The organism is Clostridium sp. 10cd*, assembly GCF_044336395.1.
In the GTDB taxonomy this organism is placed as follows: Bacteria; Bacillota_I; Bacilli_A; order Erysipelotrichales; family Erysipelotrichaceae; genus Clostridium_AQ; species Clostridium_AQ innocuum.
Window position 1 is genome coordinate 4068890 of the sequence record NZ_CP172347.1, and the last position, 26358, is coordinate 4095247.

The window sequence follows — 26358 nt, forward strand, 5'->3', positions numbered from 1 at the left end:
ATTAAATATGCCTTTATTCATTTTTTTTAAATCAATCCCCTATTGATCTATACTGACAAATACAGAGGAGGACATAAGAACTGTCCCCAAGACGATAGCGCTCAATGCCGCTGTAATCACTTTTTTTCTTTTTCATTTTCTTTCCCTTTTTAAACCACCTGTTCATACTTGTAGAATATCATATAGACTCATTGCACCGCTGATTTCTTAAGATTTCTTTATATTTGCTCGATTAGCGAATAACAGTATAAACCGCACAAAAAAAGCAGTGCAAGCATATCTGCCTATACTACTTTGTTCGTTCCTTATAATCAATTTTGTTTCTCTGTACATAAATTGGTCTTCGCTTTGTCTCCATATACGTTCTGGCAAGATACTCACCCATGATTCCAAGACAAAACAGTTGAATACCACCAATCAGCAAAATCAGACAAATAGTTGTCGCATAGCCTGGAATTGTGATTCCCATAATCAATTTCTGTATCAATACCACTATTAAATATAGAAATGCCAGTCCTGAAAATGTGATACCGAATACCGTCGCTATACGCAGCGGCATCGTCGTAAATGATACAAAGCCTTCGATTGCATATTTAAACAGCTTCCAGAAGGACCAGCTGGACTGTCCGTTTACACGATCCTGAACATCATAAGCCATATAATATGTATGAAATCCGACCCAGGAAAAAATTCCCTTTGAAAACCGATTATTTTCAGGCAATGACAAAATGGCATCAACCATAGGACGGCTCAGTAAACGAAAATCACTAGCTCCATCAACAAATTCTACTTGTGAAACACGATTTATCATATGATAAAATGCTGATTTGAAGCCTCGTAAAATTTTTCCTTCCCTACGCTTCTCCTGGAAGGCTGCAACACTGTCCAGATTGTCATCCTCATCAAGAATCTGCATCATGCGAAGAACATAGGCCGGATCCTGTTGAAGATCAGCATCTATAATAACGGTATAATCACCAACTGACTCTTTCATCCCTGCATACATTGCACTTTCCTTTCCAAAGTTGCGTGAAAAGTTTATGATGTTAATATGAGCGTCCGGATATGTCTTTACAAGCTCTTTTAGCTTAACATAAGTTTGATCCCTACTACCATCATTGATGAATATATACTCATAATCAAAGGTTTCATTCCGAAAAGTAGCTTCGACCTTTTCATAAAATAACTCTACGTTATCAGCCTCGTTATAACAAGGCACTACCAGCGACAATTTCATAATACATCCCTCGTTTCACTATTCCTGCGTTTTTGGTTTGAAAATCATAAATTTACAAAATACGTAATTGCCTATAACCGTAACAATGCTGACAAAAATCTTCGCAATATTTTCATTCATAGCTGCTAATTGGATACAGACAAACAGCAGAAGACTTTCCACAACGAGTGTTACAGCACGCAGAGACACAAATTGTAAAAATTCAGCTTTCTGATCATTTCCTTCACTCTTGAACACATATTTTCTATTCGCTATATAGGCGAACAGCACTGCAAATATCCATGCTATAACATTTGCTATTAAATAATGCAGTTGTATATGTGTACAGAAGAAATACACAACAAAATTCACAAGTGTTGTCAAACCACCAACAACGACATAGTTTAGCAGTTCTATTATATTTTTCTTCTTCTCATCCATAAAATACCTCTTTCATACCTGCTTAGCTTATATACGCTATATATAAGAATACGCCATTTTCCTTCTGTTTTCCAGTCTTTTATCAGCAATCAGTAATAAAGAAATCATATCTGATTATAAAACCAAACATTTATAGCAAAGGAAAGCCAGCTTCCTTCTATATTTTAACATTCATAATTTTTGTTTGCTATCAGCTTTATCTTAAGGTTTCTTAAAATCTGCAAATCATTGCATTAGTTTCATTGTTCCCATGATTCTGCGATTCATTCTGCAATAACCAATGGCAGCTCTAATACAACGGTAAATGTATTCTCTTTTACATCAATATTCATTGTTCCATTATGCATCATTATTATTTTTTCTACACTTTTCAATCCAATTCTGTTACTTTCTACTTTTTCATCATCTATGCGAATCTGATTACTCATGTATAACTGGTATTGATTTCCTTCGCAAATTCCACGCACAATGGCTGTAGCACTGTGATCTGCATATTTATGCATATTGGAGAATAAATTATCCATTGCTCTTTGCAGCATTTCAATATTACATGCAATCTGATAGTGTTCATCCTCCAGTGTATAGGTGATTTTCATATCATCCTGCTGCATAAACTCAATATTTTCTCTAATATAATTCAATAAATTGGAAAGCGGCTGTACTTCCAGATTCAGAGATTCTTCTTTTTCAAACACCAGAAAATATTCAAACATTTTATTGGAAAGACTTCGAATCTGTTCCACCTTTAACAGGGAGCGATCAAGATATTCTCTTTTCATTTCCACACTGCTTTCCCGATAACGAATCAATTCCAGATAACCAAGTAAAGAGGTTAAAGGTGTACGCAAATCATGCGATAGTGTTGTAATCAATTCCTGATTTGCTTTTCTCGCTTTTTTTTCATTTTGCATGTTGTCATAAAAGCTCTTCTGCATACTGCGTAATTCGTCACTCAGCTGACCTATTTCATCACTTCCATAATACTGGAAGGAATGGCTCCAATCTCCGCCTGCTAAAATAGAAGTATCCTTTTGTATTATTTGAATAGCTTTGATTTTATTTCTTATAAACAATTGAAGAAATATAAGGAGATAAGAAAACGAAAGAATGACAGATACTATCAAATATGGTAAAGTATAGTTCAAATAGGGATAATAGTTTATCCTTAATTGAACAAAGCCCTGATCATTCTCCATTATATAATTATAGTTGATATGAGCAGTTGATGCATACGTATGGTTTAAAATGTATAAATCATTATTCTCATACATTTCATTCATATATGAATATTCATATATTTTATCTTTTTTATTAGGAATAACTTCAATGAACGAATACGTTGTATCAGGGAGATTATTTTTTAATATTTTTTCAATTTCTTTGTTATTTCCCTTACTTATATCTATATTACGTAATTTCTCCTGGATGACAGCTGCTTGCTCATCCAGTGCATGTTCATATAATTGTAGTTCTCTCATAAATGCAATAGGAACATCACGACCTATGTATAAGAATACAAGCATAAAGGAAACAAATAGAATTGTTCCTATACTAACTAGGAGAAGTTCTGTTGATAATTTATGCAACCGATGTAGCTTAGGTTTGTTCCATAAGTGATATAAAACCGTTTTTAGTTTACTATTTTTTTGCTCATACCTGTATAGTATTATCATAATGAAAGAGATTATAATTGCATTAACTAGACAAAATAATCGATAAGCATTTAAATAGCTCGTTATCTTTGGATGAATTTGTACACTCAAAATTCCTCTAGCAAACGTTATATCTATTGTTTCCCTGTAATGCTGTGTTTCCTCGATATAATCATATCCTGTCTCATATACCTGAACTTTCTTTTTTTCGCCATAAATAGTTGACCATATATGATAATCATAGTCCGGAAACAATTCGTTTAGCTTATTTGTGACATCATTTATATTTTCAGGATAAATATATTTCTCTTCTATAACAGGCTTTAGCTTCTTTTCCATACTTTCCTTGGTTTCGAATTCTACATAACCTTTTTTATATAGAGAGTCCAATACATCATAACGAAAAGCATACACAGTGAAAAAGGTGATAAACGCAACGGTTAAAAGAACATATGTTTTTAAAAACCAGCCATTTTTTTTCTTATTCAAAGCGATACCCCTTTCCCCATATCGTCTTAATATATTTCGGATTTCTGGCGTCCTCTTCTATCTTCTTTCTGACATTTCGGATATGCACCATGAGGGTATTATTTGCAGATGTGAAATAAGGCTCATTCCATACAGATACAAATAATTCCTCAGCAGAAAACGTCTGGTTCCTATGTGTTGCCATGAAATGTAAAAGCTGATATTCCAGATCTGTCATTGCTATCTTCTCTCCTTTTACATATACTGCCTCATCGCGTTCTTCAATGCGAATATCCCTGATTTGAAGGATACGATAACGCTTTTCTATTTCCGCCTGCTTTCCCTGATAGACCATAAAGCGGCACAGCATCGCTTTTACACGCACCAGTAATTCCGAGTAGGAAAACGGTTTGGCAAGATAATCATCCGCCCCTTTAAAGAAGCCCTGCGCTTTATCTTTCTGTGTACCTTTCGCTGTAAGAAACAAAATTGGTGCATTACTATGTTTACGAATCTGTTCACACAGCTCATATCCATCCATGTAGGGCATCATAATATCCAAAATGTATAAATCAATATGATCGTTCATATACTCCAACGCTTCTCTTCCGTTTCTCGCTTCTGAAACATCATACCCTTCCTGCGTAAGCAGAACACGGATAATTTCACGAATTTCCTTATCATCATCTACAACAAGAATACGGGACTGCTCCATATGTATCACCTCTTACCTATAAGTATACAGAACTTTTCGAATAGGACGAGGATTTTTTAAGATTTCTTTATATATGAAAAACAGATCTGTGTTTTGTCACTGACCTGTTTCTTCTTCTATTTCTTTTGTTTCACCCGCTGCATGGATACTTTTTGTTTCAGATAAAGTGCTGTAGCAATCAGCAAAGAGAGTATACTGACCATAATTCCAGCGCTTTTTCCTGGCATTTGATACGTAATTTCTACAGTATGATGGCCTTTCTTTATTGGAAATCCAACAAATGCTGTATTTACTTTTTCATATGCAATTTCTTTGTTATCCAAACGTACTGTAAATCCCTTATCAAACGGAATAGAGGTTACAAAATAACCGTCATCTCTAACGTCTATTTCTCCCTTTAATACATTATTACCTGACATGCGCTCACCTTTTAATGCATCTATGCTCTTATGTCGCTCGGTTAAGACACTGCCATCCATAAGGTATGCCTTGGGATTTTGAATTGTATAAGCCCCTTTCTCCAATTTTAAAGTGATATCTCTCCATGGCTTGTCTCTATCCAGAACATAACGAAAATTATTTCTATTGTTGCCATACATATCACTGTTTGATCCGCGCTTATTCACAATGCCGTTAATTTCGATACCTACGACTGTTCTTGACGGCTTTTTAATTTCAGTAATCGGCAGATCCAAAATAAGCAATTGCCCGTCGATGCTTTGATCCAATCGTAAGTTTATCGTGCTTTTTTTACTTACTGTCAGTTGATAGCCATTTTTAAGCTTCTTCACAGTAACAGAATCATCCATGTGCAAAAGCTTATATGAAAGCTGCACTTCCTGCAGGCTGCTCTTCCACTCTTTCACATCAGCTCTTTCAACAACTGCATTGTTATATACAGCTTCCATGGAATAAGGATATTTCAGGTCTTGAAATTGCTGTTTGGATAACAAATCCGATGTTGCATACCCCATCGGCAATACATTCTCATTAACGGCTACATAACCGTTTTTATCACCGGACAGGATGCTGTAATGCAATGGAACAGTACCCTTACCATATAGATATTTAACAGACATCAGTGACTGAAAGAAAGAATTTTTTTCCGCAGTGACGGTTGCATTATTCGTGCTTGGTCCCGGCATCCCCATCACCTTGTCCGTAAAATAGGAATAATCCTGATTTCGATTTGAAGAATACAGAGATGTTTTATACATTCGGCTATCCAGAACCTGATTACATGTACGTAAAGCATAATGCAGATCATCAAAGCGATAAAGAGAAGAGTCCTGATCCAGCGCAGCTTTCACCTGTGCTTTTTTATCTGTATTTTCAAATTTTGAGAGTTGAGACTGTTTTACGAAATTCTCAACTTTATTTGTCGGCATTGTTAAAAGCAAAGGAAACAGCAGATATATACCAAATATATATTTTTTTCTTGTGACCGTATATAATATAAAAATTCCTGAACAAAAGAATGCGTCTATCAAATACAGAAGCTTCAGCTTTTCCAATTCAATAAAGAAATAAGGAAGGAATAAAAACGGTAAAATCCAAAGCAGCCTGCGAGATGGTTTGTTTTCCATTTCAGACAGCATTTCCGCAATCATATAGCCAATGAGCGGAATCATTGGAATCAAAGACTTTTCCCGTACATACTGCAGACCATTTAAAATATAACAAAACAAGGGTAGGATAGTAATCAGTAGAGTCATGATACCCAGAGCTCGTTTTTCTTTGGAATTTCTGAAAATAAAATATACAACCGCAGCCAAGGCAATCACACACATACCCGCAGAATACGCATTGGATCTGAATCCGGTATAGGTGAGTGCGCTGATATCCATGTCCGGCTTCAACAACTCCATAAGTGTTGGGGATTGGATTGCTTCTCTGGTATGACTGAACATCATGATTACCGTTGGAAGGAGAATGAAACAGCTGATGCCTACACCGATAAGCACTTGTCCCATCAGCCTGCCTATGGTTTTAAGAGACTCCAGATAATCAATTTTTTTCTGCATTCGCAGGATTTCATATATTGCATAGATACCGCACATAAAGAGAGCACTGACACTATAGAAATAGCTTTCCAGAATCATCAGTACAATACCAATCATCATAAGAGCACTTTTCCTTTTTTGAAGATAGCGTTGAATTCCGATAAATGTCAGTATAAGCCATGGCATATAGTTGATGAACATCACATGCTTATGCGTATGAAACAGCATGGGACCTGCACATAAAAAAATAACCGAAGCAAAAAATGCAGCATGTTGCGAAATATTTTGTTTCCTTATCCAGTAATAAAACAATTCCGTGCTTGTGATTGTGAGAGCAATGCTGCTGATCATAATGTAGGTAGACATCTTGATCATAGGAAACGCATAGGATAGCAATATCTCCGGTCGCAGCAGCCCGTAATAAATAAACTCTGCCATATTCTGACCAGCTCCAAGCTGTAATGAAAAGTCTGGATACAGCTGTCCTGTTTGATAAAAATTCTCGCGGAAATATTCAGCAAACGCCACATGCTGACTCAGCCAGTCCGTTATGGAACCATATACAAGCTGTTTGCTTTGCAGCAGCGTAAAGAGAACACCCGTAATCAGAACAATGAGTATTCCCAATACTGCCATATAACGTATATCATTTTTTTTCATTGCATTCCAACTTTCTCTAATTCTTTACTATTATTAACCTCTATGATTATATCATTCTATGAATTGCGACTTTCCTTTTTTTCCTTAAATATTCTTAAATTTCATCATATTTTTTAAAATGCCTAACGGCCCAATAATATGAAAGAAGGAATAATCGAAGAAAATTCTTCAATTACTCCTTCGCATATAACTCATGATTGTTTCAGCTGTTGATAAATAAAGCTGCTTACTCTTTTGGTACTTTCTCCATCCTGATACATAAAATACATATCCTTAAATGCTTTTATGGATTTCTTATCATAATCTTTTATACAAAGCTCTTTCGTCAGGCTCTCTGCTGTCTGACATACCGGAAAGGGTATGGATTTCAAATCTATGTTGAAGCCGAGTGTTTCTCCATATTCCGCAAGATCAGGCGTATAGAGAATGACCTTTTTCTCCATAATTGAAAAGTCAAACAAAATAGAAGAGTAATCCGTAATCAGGCAATCTGCTACCGTATATAGATGATTCAGCTCTTCATCTGTTACATTCAGAATCCGCTCACCACTTCCAAGGTCAACATCACGCAGCAAAGGATGCATCTTATACATAACAGCATAATGATCCGGTAGCTTCTCAATCAGAGATGAAAGATCTAAATCCACATGACGCAGCCCCTTTATGATATTACCTCGAAAGGTTGGAGTATAGAGGATTACATACTTACCCTGCAGTTCAGGGTACTTTTCCAGTAGCTCATTTCTATATGCCAGTCTGCACGCCTTTGAAAAAAGAGCGTCCGTTCGTGGTATTCCTAACGGCAGCACCTGATGCTCATTAACACCAAATGCTTTCGCATATACCGGTTTCCACTGATCACTTGTAGAAAGAACATAATCATAGTTTTTTATCTCATACTGCCTATCAATTTCATTTCCGAACTTCTTTACAGCACCGCATGCATGCCATACCTGAAGCACCCTGACCTGCGATCTTTTAAAATGAGAAACTACATAATTGTTATCGTTTAAAATAACAACTTTGCTTGTATTGATAAGAAATACCTGTTTAATACAATTTAGGAAATATAATAAATCACCTTTTATCGTCTTTTCAAACTTTGTGAGAATATAACGTATTTCAATATCCGGATAACGCTTCAGTTCTTCATCCAAGAGTTTGAAATCACCTGTAAGTATTTGCGAAGTCAGTGTTACAAAGGTGATTCGATTTTGTCTGACTGGCAGACATTTTGCCAGTTGATAAAAAAACCATAATACCATATGGAGAATAAGCTTTTTTAATCCCATGTCCTCATCTCCTGTTCTGTGAATCAATATATTTCTTCATACCGAATGTATATCTGCTTTTCTTAAAATCAACGCATTCCTTCACCTTAATATTTGGTAAAATTCGTTGGAATTCGCGGCGATAGGCCTCCATCCCGGGAAATCTGTGCAGCAGTCTCTTAAGTTCCTCTTTAGGCGATAACTGCATACGAACATCCATGACGATATAATCAAGGCATTCATGAAATTCCTGATACAGCAGTTTCTGTGTAAGCGGAGTGAAATCCTGACGATCCAAAACTGCTATTGCACTGTGATCCTCCGCAGCTTCCTTTAAATATTGGATGTCCTGCAGCCTCTTTATTTTCGGTATAAAGTACACTGTACGCTCTTTATTCTTATTATCAGCATAATCTGTAATGGAATCCACAGGAACCTTCTTCAGGCATACTGCAGGATCAAAAGCAGCTTTGGATACAAATACATCTGCATATGCATTCCATGCAGCTTTGCTGATTTCCACCGATTTCTGTTTCGTAATATATTCCTGAAGCTGTTTTAATGTTTCCGCCTTTACAAATGGAAGATCTTGAACGGAAAAATACATACCACGATCTCTGGCATATTCTTCAGCATCATAAACAAATAATATGACAGGTCTTTTTGTCAGTGCAAAGTCAAACAGTACACTGGAATAATCTGTTATCAGCATATCGCAGCCCATCAGAAACTCATAATTATCTACGCCCTCAGGAAAGGAGCATATATGCTGATAGCCTTGAATCGGTATCACATCCTTTACAAGAGAATGCAGATTGACATAAAGCATCTGATCGTCATTCAGCGTTTCATCCAATACCTGTAATATCTTTTTCAGTTCTTCGGCATAGCCCGCTATTTCCAATGCAGTGCTTGTCAATCCTCTCCATGTGGGCATATAAGCTATCATTTCCAGTTTCTCTGAACCATACCGTTTTTTAATAGCTATCGTTTTCTCATGCTCATGAAATACAAGATTACGGGGATATTCTGCTGTATAGGATAGCCCGGTAAATAAATTTGTCAAATTATAGTCTTCTATCATCCTCTGTTTGGTGAATACATTTGGAAACAGAAGCATACTGCTTTGCAGAAAGTTTCGTTGTATATTACTCATATCCTGGATACCGTTTTTCATTTTCTTACCTAATGTTTTCCATGGTGTTCCATGCCAGGTATTCAGATACACCTGTTCATCTCTTCTGATAAAGTATGGTGGAAATGTAACATTATTAACTAGAATTTCACTGGTTGCCAGAGCCATTTGATATGCTTTGCTGTATACAGGAACGAGTATGGCAGTCTCCAGTCCGTGCTCCTTCAGCAGCTGTTTATGCTCCTGCCTATTTTTTTCAGTTGTTGCAATGTATATTTTATCAACCTGCTTCTGAAGCTGCTGTGCGATATAGAAGGGTGAATCTGAAACGGTTTTTCCCTGAAAGGATTCGATCAGCACCTGTCCCTTTATCACCGGATGCTTTTTACAATATGCGTGATAGGCATACCGTGTAATATAGGAACGCTTGCTCACCAGTCGCTTAAGTTTACTGACCGTTTTTTTAACAGTCTTCATACAGGTGAGTGCACTTTTGGGTACAAACATAAACAAATACCAGAAAGCTTTATATGGAACCATATACTTGATTTTACGGTTCTTATATACATCCTCAAAAAAGATACTGTTTGTTTTCCAGTTTTTAAAATTCCTGTTCATATGTTGAAATCCGGTTTTGATCATTGTTTTTTTAAGAGACAGATTATGGTACCCCGGAAAATCCTGAAACCGCAGCAGCATATGCTTCAGATTAAGAAAGCACAGGATGTCCTGGTACTGATTAAAAGCATTTTGCTCTTTGTAATATGTATTTACCAGCTCCATAGACTGAAACATCTGTAATGTCTTACTGCTGTAGGTAGCTGTGATTGCCCCCTCTCGTTTCAGTATGTAGTAGTATAACGGTTCATCAACCTTTGAAATTTTATTCGCATGTAAAAATAAAGTCCAGGTTACTGCCATATCTTCATACAGACAGCCTTTTGGATACCGTATTCCGGTCTTTATAAATAATTCACGCCGATACAGCTTGTTCCAGGCATAGGTAGAGTTCATATACAGCAATCGAGGATTTTCCTGCAGGCTCTTGTCAAATTCCTGTAGATTTCCTTTTTGAAAATGCCGGAACTGCCCGTTTTGTTCCTGTACACCATAATATCCGCAAACAACAATATCCGCGTTTTCCTGCTTCGCTTTCTCATACAGCTTCTGATACATCTCGATATCTGTATAGTCATCACTATCTACAAATCCAACATAGGCACCACTCGCATGCTCCAAACCATAGTTTCTAGCGTCGGAAAGTCCCCCGTTTTCTTTTTTCAATGCAATGATTTTATCCGGATAGAGAGAAGAAAACTCATCTATAATTTTCTGTGAATCATCCTTCGTTCCATCGTTTACAACAATAATTTCGATATTGGATAATGTCTGATGAACCAGGGTGTCCAAACAAACGCGTATATATTTTTCAACATTATATACAGGCACGATTACACTGACATCTACACTTTTTGACATACGCATCTCCTTACTGCTCTTATAAGCTGTCTGTCTATACTGTATTTTAACACAGTCACCATAAACAGACCATCCCTTAAACATATTGTGCCTGAACGATTATATAAAGAAGTCAGTGTCAATAGACACTGACTTCTAACTTTCAAACGACAGGCTATTACATTCTTTATCCTGATGTTTACTGATTTTGCATAACCCTTTGAAAAATCTGTTCGGATGCCGTACCTTTTTCATACTCGCAGAACTTCTTACGGAATTTCTGCAAAGCCTCGTCATGCTCCTGAGCAACTTTATCAATATTCACAATACTCTGTATCACCTCATCGGAAGTTTTCAGCAGAGGTCCTGGTGCCTCTGCGACAAAATCAAAGTTAAATCCACGCAGAGTATCTCTGTAATCTTCCAAATCATATGTGAAGAACAGCATTGGTCTGTTTAAAATTGCATAATCAAACATTACAGATGAGTAATCTGTAATAACAATATCGGAAGCAAGATAAAGCTCCTCAACACTTGGATAGTTACTTACATTGATTACAAATTCATCCAGCAGGTCTTCCTTCAGACCTTTAACTGCAAAAGGATGTATACGCAGCATCAGAACATAGTCATCCTGAATCTGCTTTTTCAACTCCTGAATATCAATTTTCATATTGAACTGATTTCGTACACGCCATGTCGGAGCATACATAATCACTTTCTTCTCCGGTGAAATACCAAGCTTTTTCTTTATATCAGTAATATCCTTTTCATTGTTCTTTGCAAACAGCACATCATTCCTTGGGTATCCTGTTTTCAGAAATTCTTTCTTAAATGCATAGCAGCTGGATGTAATGCTCTCTGCCTTGCTGCTCTGCACAACCAGGTAATCCCAGCGGCTGCATTTTTTAATAAATTTCTGACGTGCCTCTTCTGTAGGAAGCTCTCCTGGAACATCCAATCCAAGTGTTTTCAATGGTGTCCCATGCATGGTCTGCACTTCTACCTGTTTTTTCCGCTTTTTAAAGGACTCCATAAAGTTTACATTATTCACAAAGTATTTTGATGTAGCCATGTAATAGTGGTAACGCAGACTCTTTCTACGTACGCGAATTCCATTTCCCTCAATTGGTGTTCTTTCATCTACAAGAGACCATATGCAGGTATAATCCGGATGTTCTTTATCCATGTATTTATAAAACGCCTTCGGATTACAGTGGAACTTCTGTCCCCACCAGCCTTCAAATACAATTCTTTTTTTACGTACCGGCAGCATTCTCAGCATTGGATATATGAATAATTCCACAAACTTGCGTCGCAGCTTATTACTCTCATACCATTTCCATTTTCTTGTGACCTTTACAATCATATCCAGATCCATATTTGGATATACACTATAGTAATAATCCTTATATGGTTTTCTGGACAGCTGCGCTACCGCATCAGCCGCAATGGTGTGCTTTTGTACGGAACCATCTTCAAATTCATAAATAATGTACGTTTTCCATTTATCCGCCACCATGTTCTTTGTGAAAGCATCATCACATATCGGAATAATTGCAGCTGCTGTTACAGAGCTTCCCTGAACATTAATTTTTCCAGTAACCGGTGGCATAGTCAAGCTACTGCTTTCGCCCTTCAATTCAAAATACGCAGTTTTCAGCTTATCTGCATTACTCAGTCTGGTTTCTACTTCCATACCAATCTGTTCTTCTGCCCAATATAGTCTTGTCAAAACAGAACGATGCGGTTCCCCTGCAAGGTTCATATATCCGGCATCATCACTATATACGCGAATCAGCTGATCAGTCGTGAATGCATAACGACTTAAACGCAAATCATTGCTGGATAATGCCTTGCCGCCCTTTGCCATGATAACCCCGTGGTCTGCATGAAAAGCATTCAGATCAAGCACAGCGCTCTGCATATCATTTTCTTGCTTGACTTTTAATTCATTCACAGCATCGTCACTTTTGCATATCAATGTTTCTTTTGACAACTGCGTCTTCACTATTAATTCATGATCAGTAACAGTAAGCTGTTGAACCTTTACATCAAGTGATTCACAATTCAGACATAAATCATACCCCAGATTGTAATATGGAAGTACTTTTGTATCCTTCACATTCAGATATTTGGGACGTGCATCGCTTCCGGAAACCGGCCCACCCGCATAAAAGGATGTATGTATTCCTTCGCGATCATATTGCAGCTCTACTTTCAGAATACCGTTTGCAATTTTCTGTATTTCCGGTCTGCTGAAATCAATTTCAATTTCAAAGCCGCTCCATTTATAATTATAATAACGCGCTTTACGGTTGCTTTTATCAACCTTTAATCCATGCCTTCCGCGAACACCATTGGCCTTGCATACAGTTAATGGTACAGATACAGATTCTTTTGTTGCGACATTCAATAGGTTAGCCTTCAGCTGCTGTGCATGTTTGCTTGAGCAGGTTAATCGTTGAATAAAGGAATATCCCTTTACTATCAGCTTATTGTCATTCCAGTAAACCTGCTGCAGAGACCTTGTCTCCGGATACAGGCGAAGCTCTTTTGTCATATCATAATATTCTTCAGGAAAATCATGAAATGGAAAGTCTCCGATATAATGCATTTCGCCATTTACTTTTTTTCTTTTGATTTTCAGTGTACGATAAGCACCCTTTTCATAAGCCAGCAATTCCAAAAGCCGCTTCTTATTTCCTGTTTCTATCAGATGATATTTCATGCGGTCGATTGCCTGTAAATCCTGAAAAGAATCTTTTCGGAAATCCTTCATATATTCACGGATTACATCCATCGCATAATCGATAAATTCATCATCAGCTGTCAGCATTTCTTGTATATAAAGCTTTAAATCAACAGACATCCATTTGTAATCCTTCATATAAAGCGCATGATCATCACTTACATGTGCATTATAAAAATCATCAACCATATGCATGATTTTCACTCGGTCCGTGAAGTTTTTCATTTCTGTACGGTTTTGTGTAATCGATTTATTCGCTCCATCACGTTCACGCCATAAGTATACGATTTCATTCAATACGGAAACCGCATTTGCATAAAAATGCAGTGGCATCGTCACTGGAATATCTTCATATAAAATCTTCTCAGGAAATTTAAAATCATGTTCCTTCCAAAAACTGAATTTAATCAATTTATTCCAGGAAGTGGTATCATATATCAACTGCGGAGTTTCTAAAATAGTTGTTTTATCATAGGCATCACGAAACGCTTTTCTATGAAGTCCGGAATTATATTTTTTCCTGGAATTAAACCGCTGTACATCACCGACAACCATATCATTTCCTGTTTCTACAGCCTTTTTGTACATCGCTTCATATGCGCCATCCGGCACAATATCATCAGAATCAAGGAAGATAATATAGTCACCGTGAACAAACTGTATACCATAGTTTCGGGCGTTTCCCAATCCCCCGTTTTCCTTCAGATAATAGAAAAAATTGTCATAGTTCTTTGCATATTCCTGAGCAATCACTCCACTGATATCCGTAGAGCCGTCATCAACCATGATGACCTCCAGACTATCGATTGTCTGGCGAACCATGGATTCAAGACATTCCTCCAGATACTCTGCGACATTGTATATCGGTATAATGACACTTACTTTATATTTCGCTGACATTTTTCTCCTCCTCACTACTTCTGCTTCAATTCACTCTTGATCATAGTGGAAGATATGCCTTCCGTTCTTGGCAGATAAACAACCTCACAATATTCCTTCAGGAAATCAAATTTCCCTTCCCAGTCATCTCCCATAACAAAAACATCAACATCATATTTCTGTACATCCAGCTTCTTCTGTTCCCAGTTTTCTTCAAGAATAACCTCATCAACGTAGCGAATAGCCTTTACGATTTCCATTCTGTCAACATCTTTGATTTGACAGACCTTGCCCTTTTCACGCAGATTAAAATCGTCACTGCTTACTGCCACAATCAAATAATCTCCTAAAGCCTTAGCCCTTTTCAAAAGATTTAAATGGCCAATATGAAACAAATCAAAAGTACCATATGTAATAACCTTTTTCATGATTTTCTCTCTCCTTTGTAAATTTATTTATATACCCTATAACCTTATTTCTACAGCTTGTGAAACAGCTTGTCAAGTAGAGAGGTTTTTTCATCAATGATCAAACGCTCCTTAAACTTCTCTTCCAGCATTGCTTTTTTCTCTTTATCGCTTAATTTGTTTAGTTTGTCTACATAGGCGGCATAGTGATCGCAAATTGTATCAATATCACCGGTTTCCACAAGCTTTCCACCTTCAATCCATATACCAGATTTACAGAAATCACGGACCTGTGGCAAGGAATGTGAGATAAATAAAATCGTTTTATCCTCTTCATCCCTCAGTTTCTTCATTCGATTCAAACATTTCTGAGCAAATCCTTTATCACCAACAGATAATGCCTCATCTACAATAAAGATATCCGGATTCAAAGCCAGAGATATAGAAAAGCCAAGACGGGCCTTCATACCACTGGAGTATTTTTTCACCGGCTGATAAAGAAAATCCCCCAGTTCTGCAAATTCAATAACGCCATCTGTTATCTCACGTATCCGCTTCTTCGTAAGTCCAAGTAACGCACCCTTAACATTAATATTTTCCAGTCCAGTCAGCTGGTTGTTTAGTCCTGTGTTTATAGAAATCAGTGCCTGTTCCCCATTGATTTCCATTTCTCCGCCATCGATATCGGAAATACCGGAAAGAATAACAGAAAGGGTAGATTTACCGGAGCCATTGGTACCAAGGATACCAACAACATCACCCTTTGGTATATTCAATGTAATATCCTTTAAAGCAAAAAAACGCTCATTTTCACTTTTCTTACCATCTTTTTTCTTTAGTTTATAAATTTTAGAAACATTTCTCATTTCTACAGCATTGGCACTGCTGTCATATATACTCTTTACCATATACACCTCCTGCTAAATCATATCAATAAACTTACGTTTGAATTTATACATAAGGGCACATCCGATCACAAATAAGATTATAACGACTGCCCAGAAATAAAGGGTCTGAGCCGGATGATCCAAAAATGTTTTATTGTAGAATATAGAATCGCGATATCCATTAACGATATAATATACAGGATTCAGTTTCATAATTTTATTCAAGAGTTCATGATAGGGAACATGATTACCAAAATGACATTCCCAGATAACGGGAGAAAAATACATCAGCATCCGCATCAGTGATGTAATCAGCTTACGAATATCTCGCCAGAGCATAGTTAAAACAGATAAAATCAGCGAAACGGCTTCAACAAATGCAAATGCACATAACGCATAATAAAGCAAACCAAACCAATAGATATTCGGAAAAAACCCATGAATCGCCAGTGTTACAAATGCTATTAGAAGCATACAACCATGGTTGAAAAACTCCTTTGCACAAATGGTAGCCGGCAGAACACTGACCGGAAATTTCATTTTCGTAATTACATTCGTTTTCGAAAAAACAGCACTGCAGCCGTTCTGAATACAGGGCTGCACAAACCACCATGCCGCATAGCCTACGACCAGCCATGGAAGATACTCAATATCACCGATTGGTTTCTTATTCCATGCGACACCGAATATCAACCAGTATGTAAATACCTGAATTGCCGGGGATGCAAAGTTCCAGAATATTCCGAACTTGGAATCGCGCATATCTGCCAGTAATTCATATTTCGCTATACAGAAAATACGGTACAGATTAGAGAAATTTTCATTTAATACATACCTTATACTTTTAAACATAGACCTAACTCCTTTGAATTTCACAAGAAATCATATTGATTATACTACAAATGATATCTATAAACTAGATGTTTTTCATTTTTCTGTTTTTTAACATAATAATTCCATAAAAACGTAGGTTATGTGCTTTTCATCCAGTATTCACGATAATCTCTCTTTTATTCTATCCTTATTAAAAACGCTTATAAAGCATACTGCTCTATTCAAAGGTTAATATGAATACACCTGGAAGATAAAATCTGAATTTTTCTTACTTCAGGGTATTCGCAAAAAAAGAATTCAAATCTATTGATAAATACAATAGTATTGAATTCTCCAATCTCTGTAATTAACTACAATCAGGTAAAAACCTAAAACAAAAGCCATTCTTATTTATTTACTGATTCTGGAACCCCCAGCTGTTTATGTACCCAATCCATTTGCCTTTGCTGTAACAGGAATAATACAAGCTTCCATCTGGTCTGGCCAGAGAGCGCTTTATAGTAAAATTCTGATTCTTATATTTCGTCATGCGTCTTACCCATTTATTGGAAGGAGCATTGTAAAGCCAGTATTTCTGCGGGTTTGGTGTATTGAATTTCCTAGTATTGTTGGATCCCCAGCCAAAATAGGTGTCTTTTGTCACATTGTTTTTTAGTGCATAGGAGTTTACATAGCCTATCCATTTTCCATTATAATAAGCTGACCAGTATGATGTTCCTTCATCATTGACATATTCTCTTGTAAGCAATAAAGGCTTATTGTTATAATTTTTCATACTGCCAAGCCATTTCTTTTTGAATGGATCATAGCGGTAATACTTCGAAGCGTTCGGTGAAGAGAAAACCTTAACCCTTCTGGATAGCTGATAAAACCCTTCTGTTTTGCCCGGATACGTGAATTCCTGTGAATAAGCAGCAGTGCTAAACCGCCATCCTTCTTTATATTTATCTGCTGTTCTTACTACAAAACGGTACGCTTTCCCTGGCTTTCCTTTTTTGAATGTATAGACGGTATCCTGCTGACATGACAGCCAATGCCATGCTTTGGAGTCATCTGTCTGATAATATACACGATATTCTGTTGGACGTGCTACCGGACTCCAGCTTAGCAGCACCTGGTCTTCCTGCACATCAACCTTCAGGTTTTGCGGAGTCTGTGCCTTGTATATTTTTTCCATTGGTTTTGCGGAAGTAGTTAAATGATTTCCATCGCTTTTCACAACAATGGTTCCATTATCTGCTGTTGAATAAATATCTGCATATGAGAGATCACGCCGTGTTCTTTCTGCCGGCAAAGCATTCAGGTTATTGCCAGTCCTTCCATTCGTTGAAGCTACTGCAATACTCGGCTTTACCTGTTCGAAGAATTCATAATTGCCGGAAACCTCCGAATCATCTGGTAAATCGCCTAAGTTCAGATAGCCATGATGCGGAAGCTTTAGGTAATCAACCTGTAGAATATTTTTACATTGCAGCAAATCCTTTAGATTATCATCTCTTTTGGCCATCTCCTGAAGCTGTGTAAGCAAAGCAGGAGCACTGGCAATCAGTTTTTTCTGACCTTCCCGCTGCAAATCGCCGGTTAATAAAAATGAAGCATTCTTATAGTCAATTCTTATCACTAATGAGCTATTGTTTATTGCATCAATACTGGTACCTTCCGCTGGATCGGCAGATGTCAGAAACAATACACGCGCCTGCTCATCACCTTCTCCCAGCATAAAGTAATCTCCTGCACGAGGTCCGCCAAAGCTCATAAATGGATCAACAAGTCCATCATCCTCGCGTGCAAGCTGAGCATCCATTAATTCAGACTGGTATGCTTCATAATAGGAATCTGTTTCAAATGGAGCACCCCAAAACATTCTTGTATTTACGCCAAAATAGCGATTCATAACAGGAATGAACCCACCGATATGGTCGTAATGTGGATGTGTTGCAATCATGACATCCAGCCCAGATTTGCCTTTATCCGCAGATCCTTCCTGCGTATTCACGGTTTGAATCCCCTGTGACTCCAGATATTTTGTGACAGTGTTATCCGGATTTTCAGCAATCAGCTGCTTCACATTATTCCGGAATGCATCCGACTGCTCTTTGCTAACCTTATTGTTTCCCATAAGGTAACTGCTTAACGGATTTTTGAAGCTGTTCCCTTTTTCTTCTGCTTCCGTAGAATAACCGGCATCAACCAGCATTGTCTGTCCCCCGCACCGGATCAACGTTGCATCTGCATTCCCTACGCTGATCGTATGTATTTCAAATCCAGTATTTTCTGCCGCCTGAATAACGTTTTTCTGAAATGGTGAAGCTATATTCATACCCAGCGCCAGAAATAACACCAGAATGCTGATACCAATCTTTCTCATTTAAATCCCCTTTCTTACATACATAGCATTATAGCGCAATCCTATCCATAATATCAACTTTATATAAAACTTTCTTTAATATTCATTTTTCGCTAACTATATTTACTATTTATACAAAAAGTCAGAACCTATGTATATACGCTTTTGTTCTGACTCTAATTTAATTTCTGAACTGCATCAAAAGCCAAAATACCAATCCTTGTATCGGATAAATTTTTCATATGGCACCATATGATTAAAAATTCTGTGTGCATATCCCTGCGAGAGATAAACCTCACTCATTAAATTTTCCTTTGCCTGCGCATCCTGCAAATCTAAGGCACCCGGTATCGTATGATTCAGCAGGTAATTTGTTTTATAAAATTTTCCGAAGTATTCCAGCTTACCCGTTAGTCCCAGCTTTACACATTCATTGGTTACAATCATACTTGTGAATTTATGTTGAATATGACCGTATTCACCATCCGGATTATGTGTGACAATCGAATCCCACTTTTTATAATTAAGAACATAATCAATATCATTACGTATTGGATCCTTAACTTTTTTCCAGTTGTTTTTCACGTGCTTTGGATTATCGGGATAGTTAAGAATAATACCATAATTTCCAGTCAGTTCCATTGCCTTTTCAAATTCCTTTTTCCTGATTTTGTTATTCCCATTTGTCAGACAAATTATCAGATATCTGTCTTTCATTATATGATCTCCGGCCCATAGTGTTTCATCATCCGGATGCGCTATAATCATAACATTCTTTATCTGTTTCACCAGCTGACGATCAATTTTGAATGACGCAGGATTCAATTTTTTTGTAACATTTTTGATGCTTACTGTATTACTGCCTTTATAGGCGATTTCCTTCACATTCTCTTTACCCTGTATATATTGTTCCGTAATTCGATAGGTTGCTGTATTCGTAATCGCAAGAAGCAGAATCACGACAGCAGCTATCCGCAAATGGTACTTTCGTTTGTTTCGTTTCCTCATCATCATCACCTGGTCTCATTCTAACATAAAAAAAAGTCTACACTTCTTAATATATCTTAAGTTATGTAGACTTATACTTAATAACTATTAATTTTTAAAAATTTATCTCGGACTTCAAATCACGAAGCATTAGATCCCTTGCGGAATCCTCGGGATTTTTATCCTCAAACAGCACCTGATATATTTCATTGACAATCGGCATATCGATACCCAGACGCTTTGCATTTTCATGCACCGCCTTCGCTGTTCTGACACCCTCCACGGTTTTCGTATTATTATCCCAGAAATACTTTGCACTGTTATGCTTGCCGATATCATACCCTGCCTGAAAATTTCTGGAATGCTTACTTGTACAGGTCACAATCAAATCTCCGATACCTGTCAGCCCCATGAAGGTTTCCTTTTTACCGCCCAAGGCAACACCGTACCGCGTCATTTCCATCAGACCGCGGGTAATCAAAGCTGCCCGTGTATTATCACCATATCCAAGACCATACAAGACACCACTTGCCAGTGCAATGGCATTTTTCACTGCAACCCCGATTTCACTTCCTATTTCATCTGTACCGGTATAAATACGCAGATAATCATTGGAGAAGAGCTTTTGAATTTTCTGTGCATCAGCTTCCTTCTGCGATACCGCACAGATCGTTGTCAGCATACGGATGACAACCTCCTCCGCATGACTTGGACCAATCAGTGAAACCACGCTGCTGAGATGCTCAGCACTTATATTTCTGCGAATGACATCCGACATTCGATCAAAGGTCTCCGGATGAAATCCTTTGGATGTATTAACAACAACAACCTTATGATCCAGCAAAGCATCAATTTCTTTACAAACGCTTTCCACAGCAATCGTCGGTATACTTAAAACGATCACATCCGCATCCTTTACAACCTGGATATCAGTCGTTGCCTTAAGCGCCGGATTCAACTCCACTCCAGCAAAATATTTTGCATTCTGATGATTTTCATTGATATCCCGTATTTCACTCTCGCAATTTCCATATATCATCACATCTTCATTATTATCACAAAGAACCTGGGCCAATCCGGTGCCCCAGCTTCCGCTGCCTACTACAACTGCTTTCACTTTATTCCCTGCCTTTCATAAGGTCAATGTCTGCCTTGATAATCATTATACACATTTCCCCGCATACCGACAACTCTTTTTCCGTGACTGCCTCTGCAAACAATTATTTTACGGCTTTTTTGACAGGTTTCTTACGCTTTTTCAATTCCAGCAGCACACCGCCGAACGCAGGCACATCCACCTCGATGGTATACGGCAGCTTGTTACATTCCTTTTCAACAGCCTTCATTTTTCCAAGCTCCGTGATCTCTCCGCCCCAGATATCCTGTTCCGTATTCAGCAGCTCATGATACACACCCTTTTCCGGAACACCGAACGCATGCTTCTTATAGGCATTTGGAGAGAAATTCAGAATGACGATGTAATAGGTGTTTTCATTTTTACGAAGGTAGCTGAACATATTTTCATCCGCATTGTCCGCATCAATCCACTGAAAGGAGGTCCAGTCATATTCTGTTTCATACAATGCCGGTGTCTTACTATACAGCTCGCCAAGCTTCGCAAAATACCTGTGAAATGCATCATGCATCGGATATTTTAACAAATCCCAGTCGCACTGCTTTTCTTCATCCCACTCACGGAAATGCGCCAGTTCATTTCCCATAAAATTGAGCTTCTTGCCCGGATGCGTGAACATATATAAATACAGGGTCCGCAGCTGTGCGAACTTTTCCTCATAGCTGCCCCATATCTTATCGACGATGGTTTTCTTTCCATGTACCACCTCATCATGGGAAAACTCCATAATAAAGCGTTCGGAATAGAAATAAGCCATGGAAAAGGTGATATTATTGTGATGCCACTTTCGATAAATTGGATCCTTTTCCAGATACTTCAACGTATCATTCATCCAGCCCAGATCCCATTTATAATCAAATCCCAGTCCGCCGTCCTGCGTTGCCTTTGTCACATTCGCAAAATCACTGGAATCCTCCGCAATCAGCATGACACCTTTATATGCCTCAGACAAATGATAATTCATCCGCTTAATGAAATGCAGGGCACCTTCATTTTCTCCCAGGTCCTTGTTTCCATGCCAGTGTATGATATTGCTGATGGCATCCATTCTCAGACCATCCACATGATACTTATCAATCCAGAAGGCAGCCGCCGACATCAGGAAGCTGCGCACCTCTTCTCTCCAGAGATTGAAGTTCGCCGTTCCCCATTGAGAATCCGCATCGCATGCCTTCTCATATTCATACAGCGGTGTCCCGTCAAAATATGACAGGGAGAAATCATCACGCACAAAATGAACAGGCACGAAATCCATAATGATTCCGATATTGGCACGGTGACATGCATTGATCAGATACATCAGCTCCTGTGCACTTCCATAGCGACTTGTTGCGCTGAAATACCCGCTGCACTGATAGCCCCAGGAACCGTCAAACGGATACTCATTCAGCGGCATCAGTTCAATATGTGTAAAATTGTTTTCTTTCACATACGCAATCAATTCCTTCGCTATATCCTTATAATTCACCCACTCCTGATCTTCATCCTTTTTCCAGGAGCCCAGATGCATTTCATAAATATTTACCGGTTTATCAAAATTTTTCGTACGCTGCGCAAGCCATTTCTCATCGCTCCATTTCTTATAATCCAGATTTGTAACGATGCTGGCCGTATTGGGACGCAGCTCGGAATAAAATGCATACGGGTCCATCTTATCGACAATACGTCCGGTAGCCTGTGTCACCCGATACTTATACATATCGCCTTCTTTTGCTTCTGCCACAAACAGTGACCAGATTCCCTTATCATCCTTTCGGCGCATCTGGTGTCCCTTGCAGCTCCAGTCATCAAAGGAGCCGATGACCTGAATGCCTTGCGCATGCGGTGCATACACCGTGAAGCGAACTCCTTTTTTCCCCCGTTCTTCACACAGGTGTGCGCCGAACAGCTCGTAAGCATCCAATGCACAGCCCTTATAATAACGATCCATAATTTTATTTTTCATGAGTAGCCCTCCAGTCTGTAACTACTTATATTTTACTCTATTTCAACACGAAAACCTATAGGTTTTCCTCTCTTTTTCATAAATTTGTAATGGGTTACATTACTTTTTTACCTATTTGTATACTATTTGCGAATAGCCTGATTCAAATAGTATACAGGCTTTGAAGCTCAAAGTTTTTCTATGCGGAAGCTTGACAGGAACAGATGAATGCGATATGCTGTATACGAAGATAGTTAGTTTAAACTAACAAACAAGGAGGGATACCCATGCTGCTGTCTTTACTAGCATTGACCATACTGACAATCGCATTGCTGAGCACCCGAAACTATCTGCTGCACAGCTATCGCTGACATTCATATAAAACAGTAAGTGGTGAGTTCATGATCGAACTCACCACTTTTTTTATTTGATCATTTCTGCCATCGCATTCTGGAATGCCAGAGTTTTCTCATGAGCATTGTCCAGTGATGTTCCCTTGATACAGTAATAGAACTTGCATTTCGGCTCAGTGCCACTTGGACGAATCGCAATCCAGCTGCCATCCTCAAGATAGTATTTCAGAACATCGGATTTTGTAAATCCGCAAAGCTCCTCTTCTTTTCCGTTTTCAATGATCTTGCTTTCCTTATAGTCTTCGAAGCGGATAACCTTCACATCGTTAATTGTTTCCACTGAAGTCTTACGCAGGGTTGCCAGAATTTCCTGAATACGCTGTGCGCCTGCCTGCCCCTCCAGCTTTAGCGATGTCTGGCTTTCCTCATAGAAGCCCAGCTCCGCATACAAATCATACAGAACATCCACCAGAGTCTTGCCCTTTGCCTTGTAGTAGCATGCCGCCTCTGCCAGCATCAGACATGCCTGCGGAGCATCCTTGTCACGCACGAACGGCTTGATCAAAGAGCCATAGCTTTCCTCATATCCGAATACATACTGCTTCTCATTCGTAATTTCGTATTTTGCCACCTTTTCACCGATAAACTTAAATCCGGTCAGTGTCTTTTCTGTAGCAACTCCGTATTTTGTGGCGATTTTTTCTCCCAGATCACTGGTCACCACAGTATTGAACATCACCGGGTTGTTCGGCATGCGATCCTTCGCCTGCAGCTGTGAGAAGATGTATTCAATCAATACAGCACCACTCTGATTACCGGTAAGCAGCTTGTATTCCCCGTCATGCTTTACACCAACACCCATACGGTCGGCATCCGGATCACAGACAAGGATAATATCTGCATCCTCTCGCTTCGCATATTCAATTGCTAGCTCGTAGCTTCCTGCCTCCTCCGGATTCGGTGTCGGTGTATTGGAGAAATCAGGATCCGGAGAACACTGTTCTTCCACAGCGACAAAGTGATAGCCTGCACGTGTATACACTTCCTTCACAGGAATGTTCGCAGTTCCATGCTCCGGCGTAAAGATTATTTTCACATCATCCTTATTGATATCCGGATTCAGCTGAATGCTGAGTACATTTTTATAATACTCTTCATCCACATCCTTACCAATCACGGTAATCAGCTTTTCCTGTTCAGCGGAAGGCTCTGCCATGATGGCAAGCTCATCCTCAACTGCATTTACTCGGTCGATAACCTGCTGTGCCAGTGCAGGCACCAGCTGACATCCTTTTTCATCATACAGCTTATATCCGTTGTATTCCTTCGGATTATGAGAAGCGGTAACCATGATACCTCCAAAGCAGTTAAAATGACGAACAGCGAAGCTCAGCTCCGGTGTCGGGCGAAGACTTTCAAACACATAGGATGCAATGTTGTAGGTCGCAAGCACCTTAGCGGAATCCATAGCGAATTCCTTTGACATATGACGGTTATCATAGCCAATGGCTACCCCCCGCTTCATCGCATCTTCCCCGTTTGCGCAGATATATTCTGCAAAGCCGACATTCGCCTTGCGGATCGTATGCAGGTTAATACGGTTTGTACCAGGTCCCAACAGACCTCTCATCCCCGCTGTACCAAATTCGATGGTTGTATAAAACGCATCGTTGATCTGACCCTCATCCATCTGTTCCAGCACTTCTTTATAAGAAGGATCCAGATTCGGATGGTTCAGCCATTTTTCATAAATATCTTTCACCATAAACTATCTTCCTTTCTGTTGATTGCTGGTTTTATTATACCATAATCTCATGGTTTTTTCTGTAAAAGTTTAGCGAATGTAAGCGATTACCACATTTTAAAGAGTTAAATTAAAAATTTTGCCATTCTGTACACGATTTGCATCTGATTTTTATCTGAATTTCATACAAAATAAGGAATGAAACGACTATTCGACTACTGTTTTCCTGCAAGTATCGTCTTTACATACTTGAAAAAACCCGTTTTCGATTTATACCCTCTGTGGAAAGTTTTCATTGTACAGATGGATTTCATATGAAACAGCGCATAACATGCACATCTTCCTTTCAATGGCGTGCTGACAGGAATATACGGATATGTCTCTGCCTCCGGCTATCATAGTTGAAGCCGAACCCCTCAGATGCTTCATATCACCTTTCCTGTAAAATACAGGTATTTCCACACCGCCTATGGATATGGCTTACGCACATTTGAATCTCTGGAAGAGACTGCGTCCTCATCGATAATAAGGATACAGGTAAGATACATGCGGTAAAATATACCGGCATTCCACCAGAAATGATATTCCTGCATACGCACAACAGCCGTATATTGTTTTTTAAGTGAAACCTCCATCCAATACTCATATACAAAAAAAGCTCCGTCCACAGTCTATCAGCAGGACTGTGCTCGGAGCCTTTCTCTTTTATTAACCGATGATTTTCTGAGCGCGCAATACTTCTTCGATTGCAGCGATTGCAGCATCTTCGTCATCACCATTGCAGGAAATAGTAATTTCAGACTGCGTAGGGATTCCCAGTGACATTACACCCATGATGGATTTCATGTTTACTTCACGGCCCTTGAAAGACACGTTAACTTCACATTTGAATTTGCTTGCAGCGTTCACAGCAACAGTTGCCGGACGTGCGTGTAATCCAACTGGGTCAATAACAGATACAGTGATTTGTTTCATTTTATATTCCTCCTATTAAACAACTTTTTTACATATCCTATTTTAAACCATTTTGATACCACTTACAATCTTTAATTCGTTTTTTTTCGAGAAAAATGGCTTTTCCCATGGGTTT

The 26358-nt window shown here is 38.5% G+C and carries 18 protein-coding genes; all 18 read right to left on the reverse strand.

Annotation, left to right across the window (positions count from 1 at the left end):
• Window positions 1–289: 289 nt before the first annotated feature.
• The 18 genes from ACG3M1_RS20420 to ACG3M1_RS20505 all read right to left on the reverse strand — a co-directional run bounded on the left by ACG3M1_RS20420 (window position 290) and on the right by ACG3M1_RS20505 (window position 26243).
• The gene (locus tag ACG3M1_RS20420; RefSeq protein ID WP_008816562.1) at window positions 290–1237 is read right to left on the reverse strand and encodes a glycosyltransferase family 2 protein; all 948 of its coding nucleotides are present in this window, start codon (window positions 1235–1237) and stop codon (window positions 290–292) included.
• Window positions 1238–1255: 18 nt separating this feature from the next.
• Window positions 1256–1657 (reverse strand): GtrA family protein, encoded by a 402-nt coding sequence (locus ACG3M1_RS20425; protein ID WP_009270639.1) that lies wholly within the window; start codon window positions 1655–1657, stop codon window positions 1256–1258.
• Between the two features lie 263 nt (window positions 1658–1920).
• Entirely contained in the window at window positions 1921–3798 is a 1878-nt protein-coding gene (locus tag ACG3M1_RS20430; RefSeq protein WP_008816560.1) for a HAMP domain-containing sensor histidine kinase, read from the reverse strand.
• Window positions 3791–4492 carry a response regulator transcription factor gene (locus ACG3M1_RS20435; RefSeq protein ID WP_008816559.1) on the reverse strand — a complete coding sequence of 234 codons (702 nt, stop codon included), beginning with the start codon at window positions 4490–4492 and terminating at the stop codon, window positions 3791–3793. The genes ACG3M1_RS20430 and ACG3M1_RS20435 overlap by 8 nt, the downstream gene beginning before the upstream one ends.
• A gap of 116 nt (window positions 4493–4608) precedes the next feature.
• A complete protein-coding gene (locus tag ACG3M1_RS20440; RefSeq protein ID WP_008816558.1) occupies window positions 4609–7155 on the reverse strand; it encodes a YfhO family protein in 2547 nt (848 codons plus the stop codon).
• Window positions 7156–7346: 191 nt separating this feature from the next.
• Entirely contained in the window at window positions 7347–8447 is a 1101-nt protein-coding gene (locus tag ACG3M1_RS20445) for a CDP-glycerol--glycerophosphate glycerophosphotransferase (protein WP_008816557.1), read from the reverse strand.
• 4 nt (window positions 8448–8451) lie between these two features.
• Window positions 8452–11040 carry a bifunctional glycosyltransferase/CDP-glycerol:glycerophosphate glycerophosphotransferase gene (locus ACG3M1_RS20450; protein ID WP_224720988.1) on the reverse strand — a complete coding sequence of 863 codons (2589 nt, stop codon included), beginning with the start codon at window positions 11038–11040 and terminating at the stop codon, window positions 8452–8454.
• Between the two features lie 178 nt (window positions 11041–11218).
• Window positions 11219–14671 (reverse strand): bifunctional glycosyltransferase/CDP-glycerol:glycerophosphate glycerophosphotransferase, encoded by a 3453-nt coding sequence (locus tag ACG3M1_RS20455; RefSeq protein ID WP_008816555.1) that lies wholly within the window; start codon window positions 14669–14671, stop codon window positions 11219–11221.
• 14 nt (window positions 14672–14685) lie between these two features.
• Window positions 14686–15078, reverse strand: a complete 393-nt coding sequence (tagD, locus tag ACG3M1_RS20460) for a glycerol-3-phosphate cytidylyltransferase (RefSeq protein WP_008816554.1) — start codon at window positions 15076–15078, stop codon at window positions 14686–14688.
• A gap of 50 nt (window positions 15079–15128) precedes the next feature.
• On the reverse strand, window positions 15129–15965 hold the full coding sequence (locus ACG3M1_RS20465) for an ABC transporter ATP-binding protein (protein WP_002606036.1): 837 nt from the start codon (window positions 15963–15965) through the stop codon (window positions 15129–15131).
• Between the two features lie 12 nt (window positions 15966–15977).
• Window positions 15978–16796 carry an ABC transporter permease gene (locus ACG3M1_RS20470; RefSeq protein WP_008816553.1) on the reverse strand — a complete coding sequence of 273 codons (819 nt, stop codon included), beginning with the start codon at window positions 16794–16796 and terminating at the stop codon, window positions 15978–15980.
• A 376-nt stretch (window positions 16797–17172) separates the two neighbouring features.
• Window positions 17173–19146, reverse strand: a complete 1974-nt coding sequence (locus ACG3M1_RS20475) for an MBL fold metallo-hydrolase (RefSeq protein ID WP_008816552.1) — start codon at window positions 19144–19146, stop codon at window positions 17173–17175.
• 177 nt (window positions 19147–19323) lie between these two features.
• Window positions 19324–20139, reverse strand: coding sequence for a PIG-L family deacetylase (locus ACG3M1_RS20480; protein ID WP_009589161.1), 816 nt, complete (start codon window positions 20137–20139; stop codon window positions 19324–19326).
• Window positions 20140–20227: 88 nt separating this feature from the next.
• Window positions 20228–21229 carry an NAD(P)H-dependent glycerol-3-phosphate dehydrogenase gene (locus ACG3M1_RS20485; protein WP_008816550.1) on the reverse strand — a complete coding sequence of 334 codons (1002 nt, stop codon included), beginning with the start codon at window positions 21227–21229 and terminating at the stop codon, window positions 20228–20230.
• Window positions 21230–21332: 103 nt separating this feature from the next.
• Window positions 21333–23192 carry a 1,4-alpha-glucan branching protein GlgB gene (glgB, locus tag ACG3M1_RS20490; RefSeq protein WP_008816549.1) on the reverse strand — a complete coding sequence of 620 codons (1860 nt, stop codon included), beginning with the start codon at window positions 23190–23192 and terminating at the stop codon, window positions 21333–21335.
• Window positions 23193–23594: 402 nt separating this feature from the next.
• Window positions 23595–25289, reverse strand: coding sequence for a phospho-sugar mutase (locus ACG3M1_RS20495; protein WP_008816548.1), 1695 nt, complete (start codon window positions 25287–25289; stop codon window positions 23595–23597).
• Window positions 25290–25735: 446 nt separating this feature from the next.
• Window positions 25736–25903 carry a hypothetical protein gene (locus ACG3M1_RS20500; RefSeq protein WP_009589156.1) on the reverse strand — a complete coding sequence of 56 codons (168 nt, stop codon included), beginning with the start codon at window positions 25901–25903 and terminating at the stop codon, window positions 25736–25738.
• A gap of 73 nt (window positions 25904–25976) precedes the next feature.
• A complete protein-coding gene (locus ACG3M1_RS20505; protein ID WP_002606045.1) occupies window positions 25977–26243 on the reverse strand; it encodes a phosphocarrier protein HPr in 267 nt (88 codons plus the stop codon).
• Window positions 26244–26358 lie beyond the last annotated feature (115 nt).

Excerpts from the sequence above, each read along its gene's own strand:
- ACG3M1_RS20420 (WP_008816562.1), bottom strand. The coding sequence starts at position 1,237 with ATGAAATTGTCGCTGGTAGTGCCTTGTTATAACGAGGCTGATAACGTA.
- ACG3M1_RS20505 (WP_002606045.1), bottom strand. The coding sequence starts at position 26,243 with ATGAAACAAATCACTGTATCTGTTATTGACCCAGTTGGATTACACGCA.
- ACG3M1_RS20445 (WP_008816557.1), bottom strand. The coding sequence starts at position 8,447 with ATGGGATTAAAAAAGCTTATTCTCCATATGGTATTATGGTTTTTTTAT.
- glgB (WP_008816549.1), bottom strand. The coding sequence starts at position 23,192 with ATGAAAAATAAAATTATGGATCGTTATTATAAGGGCTGTGCATTGGAT.
- ACG3M1_RS20480 (WP_009589161.1), bottom strand. The coding sequence starts at position 20,139 with ATGATGATGAGGAAACGAAACAAACGAAAGTACCATTTGCGGATAGCT.
- ACG3M1_RS20500 (WP_009589156.1), bottom strand. The coding sequence starts at position 25,903 with ATGGAGGTTTCACTTAAAAAACAATATACGGCTGTTGTGCGTATGCAG.
- ACG3M1_RS20440 (WP_008816558.1), bottom strand. The coding sequence starts at position 7,155 with ATGAAAAAAAATGATATACGTTATATGGCAGTATTGGGAATACTCATT.
- ACG3M1_RS20470 (WP_008816553.1), bottom strand. The coding sequence starts at position 16,796 with ATGTTTAAAAGTATAAGGTATGTATTAAATGAAAATTTCTCTAATCTG.
- ACG3M1_RS20455 (WP_008816555.1), bottom strand. The coding sequence starts at position 14,671 with ATGTCAGCGAAATATAAAGTAAGTGTCATTATACCGATATACAATGTC.
- ACG3M1_RS20435 (WP_008816559.1), bottom strand. The coding sequence starts at position 4,492 with ATGGAGCAGTCCCGTATTCTTGTTGTAGATGATGATAAGGAAATTCGT.
- ACG3M1_RS20475 (WP_008816552.1), bottom strand. The coding sequence starts at position 19,146 with ATGAGAAAGATTGGTATCAGCATTCTGGTGTTATTTCTGGCGCTGGGT.
- ACG3M1_RS20450 (WP_224720988.1), bottom strand. The coding sequence starts at position 11,040 with ATGTCAAAAAGTGTAGATGTCAGTGTAATCGTGCCTGTATATAATGTT.
- ACG3M1_RS20425 (WP_009270639.1), bottom strand. The coding sequence starts at position 1,657 with ATGGATGAGAAGAAGAAAAATATAATAGAACTGCTAAACTATGTCGTT.
- ACG3M1_RS20495 (WP_008816548.1), bottom strand. The coding sequence starts at position 25,289 with ATGGTGAAAGATATTTATGAAAAATGGCTGAACCATCCGAATCTGGAT.
- tagD (WP_008816554.1), bottom strand. The coding sequence starts at position 15,078 with ATGAAAAAGGTTATTACATATGGTACTTTTGATTTGTTTCATATTGGC.
- ACG3M1_RS20465 (WP_002606036.1), bottom strand. The coding sequence starts at position 15,965 with ATGGTAAAGAGTATATATGACAGCAGTGCCAATGCTGTAGAAATGAGA.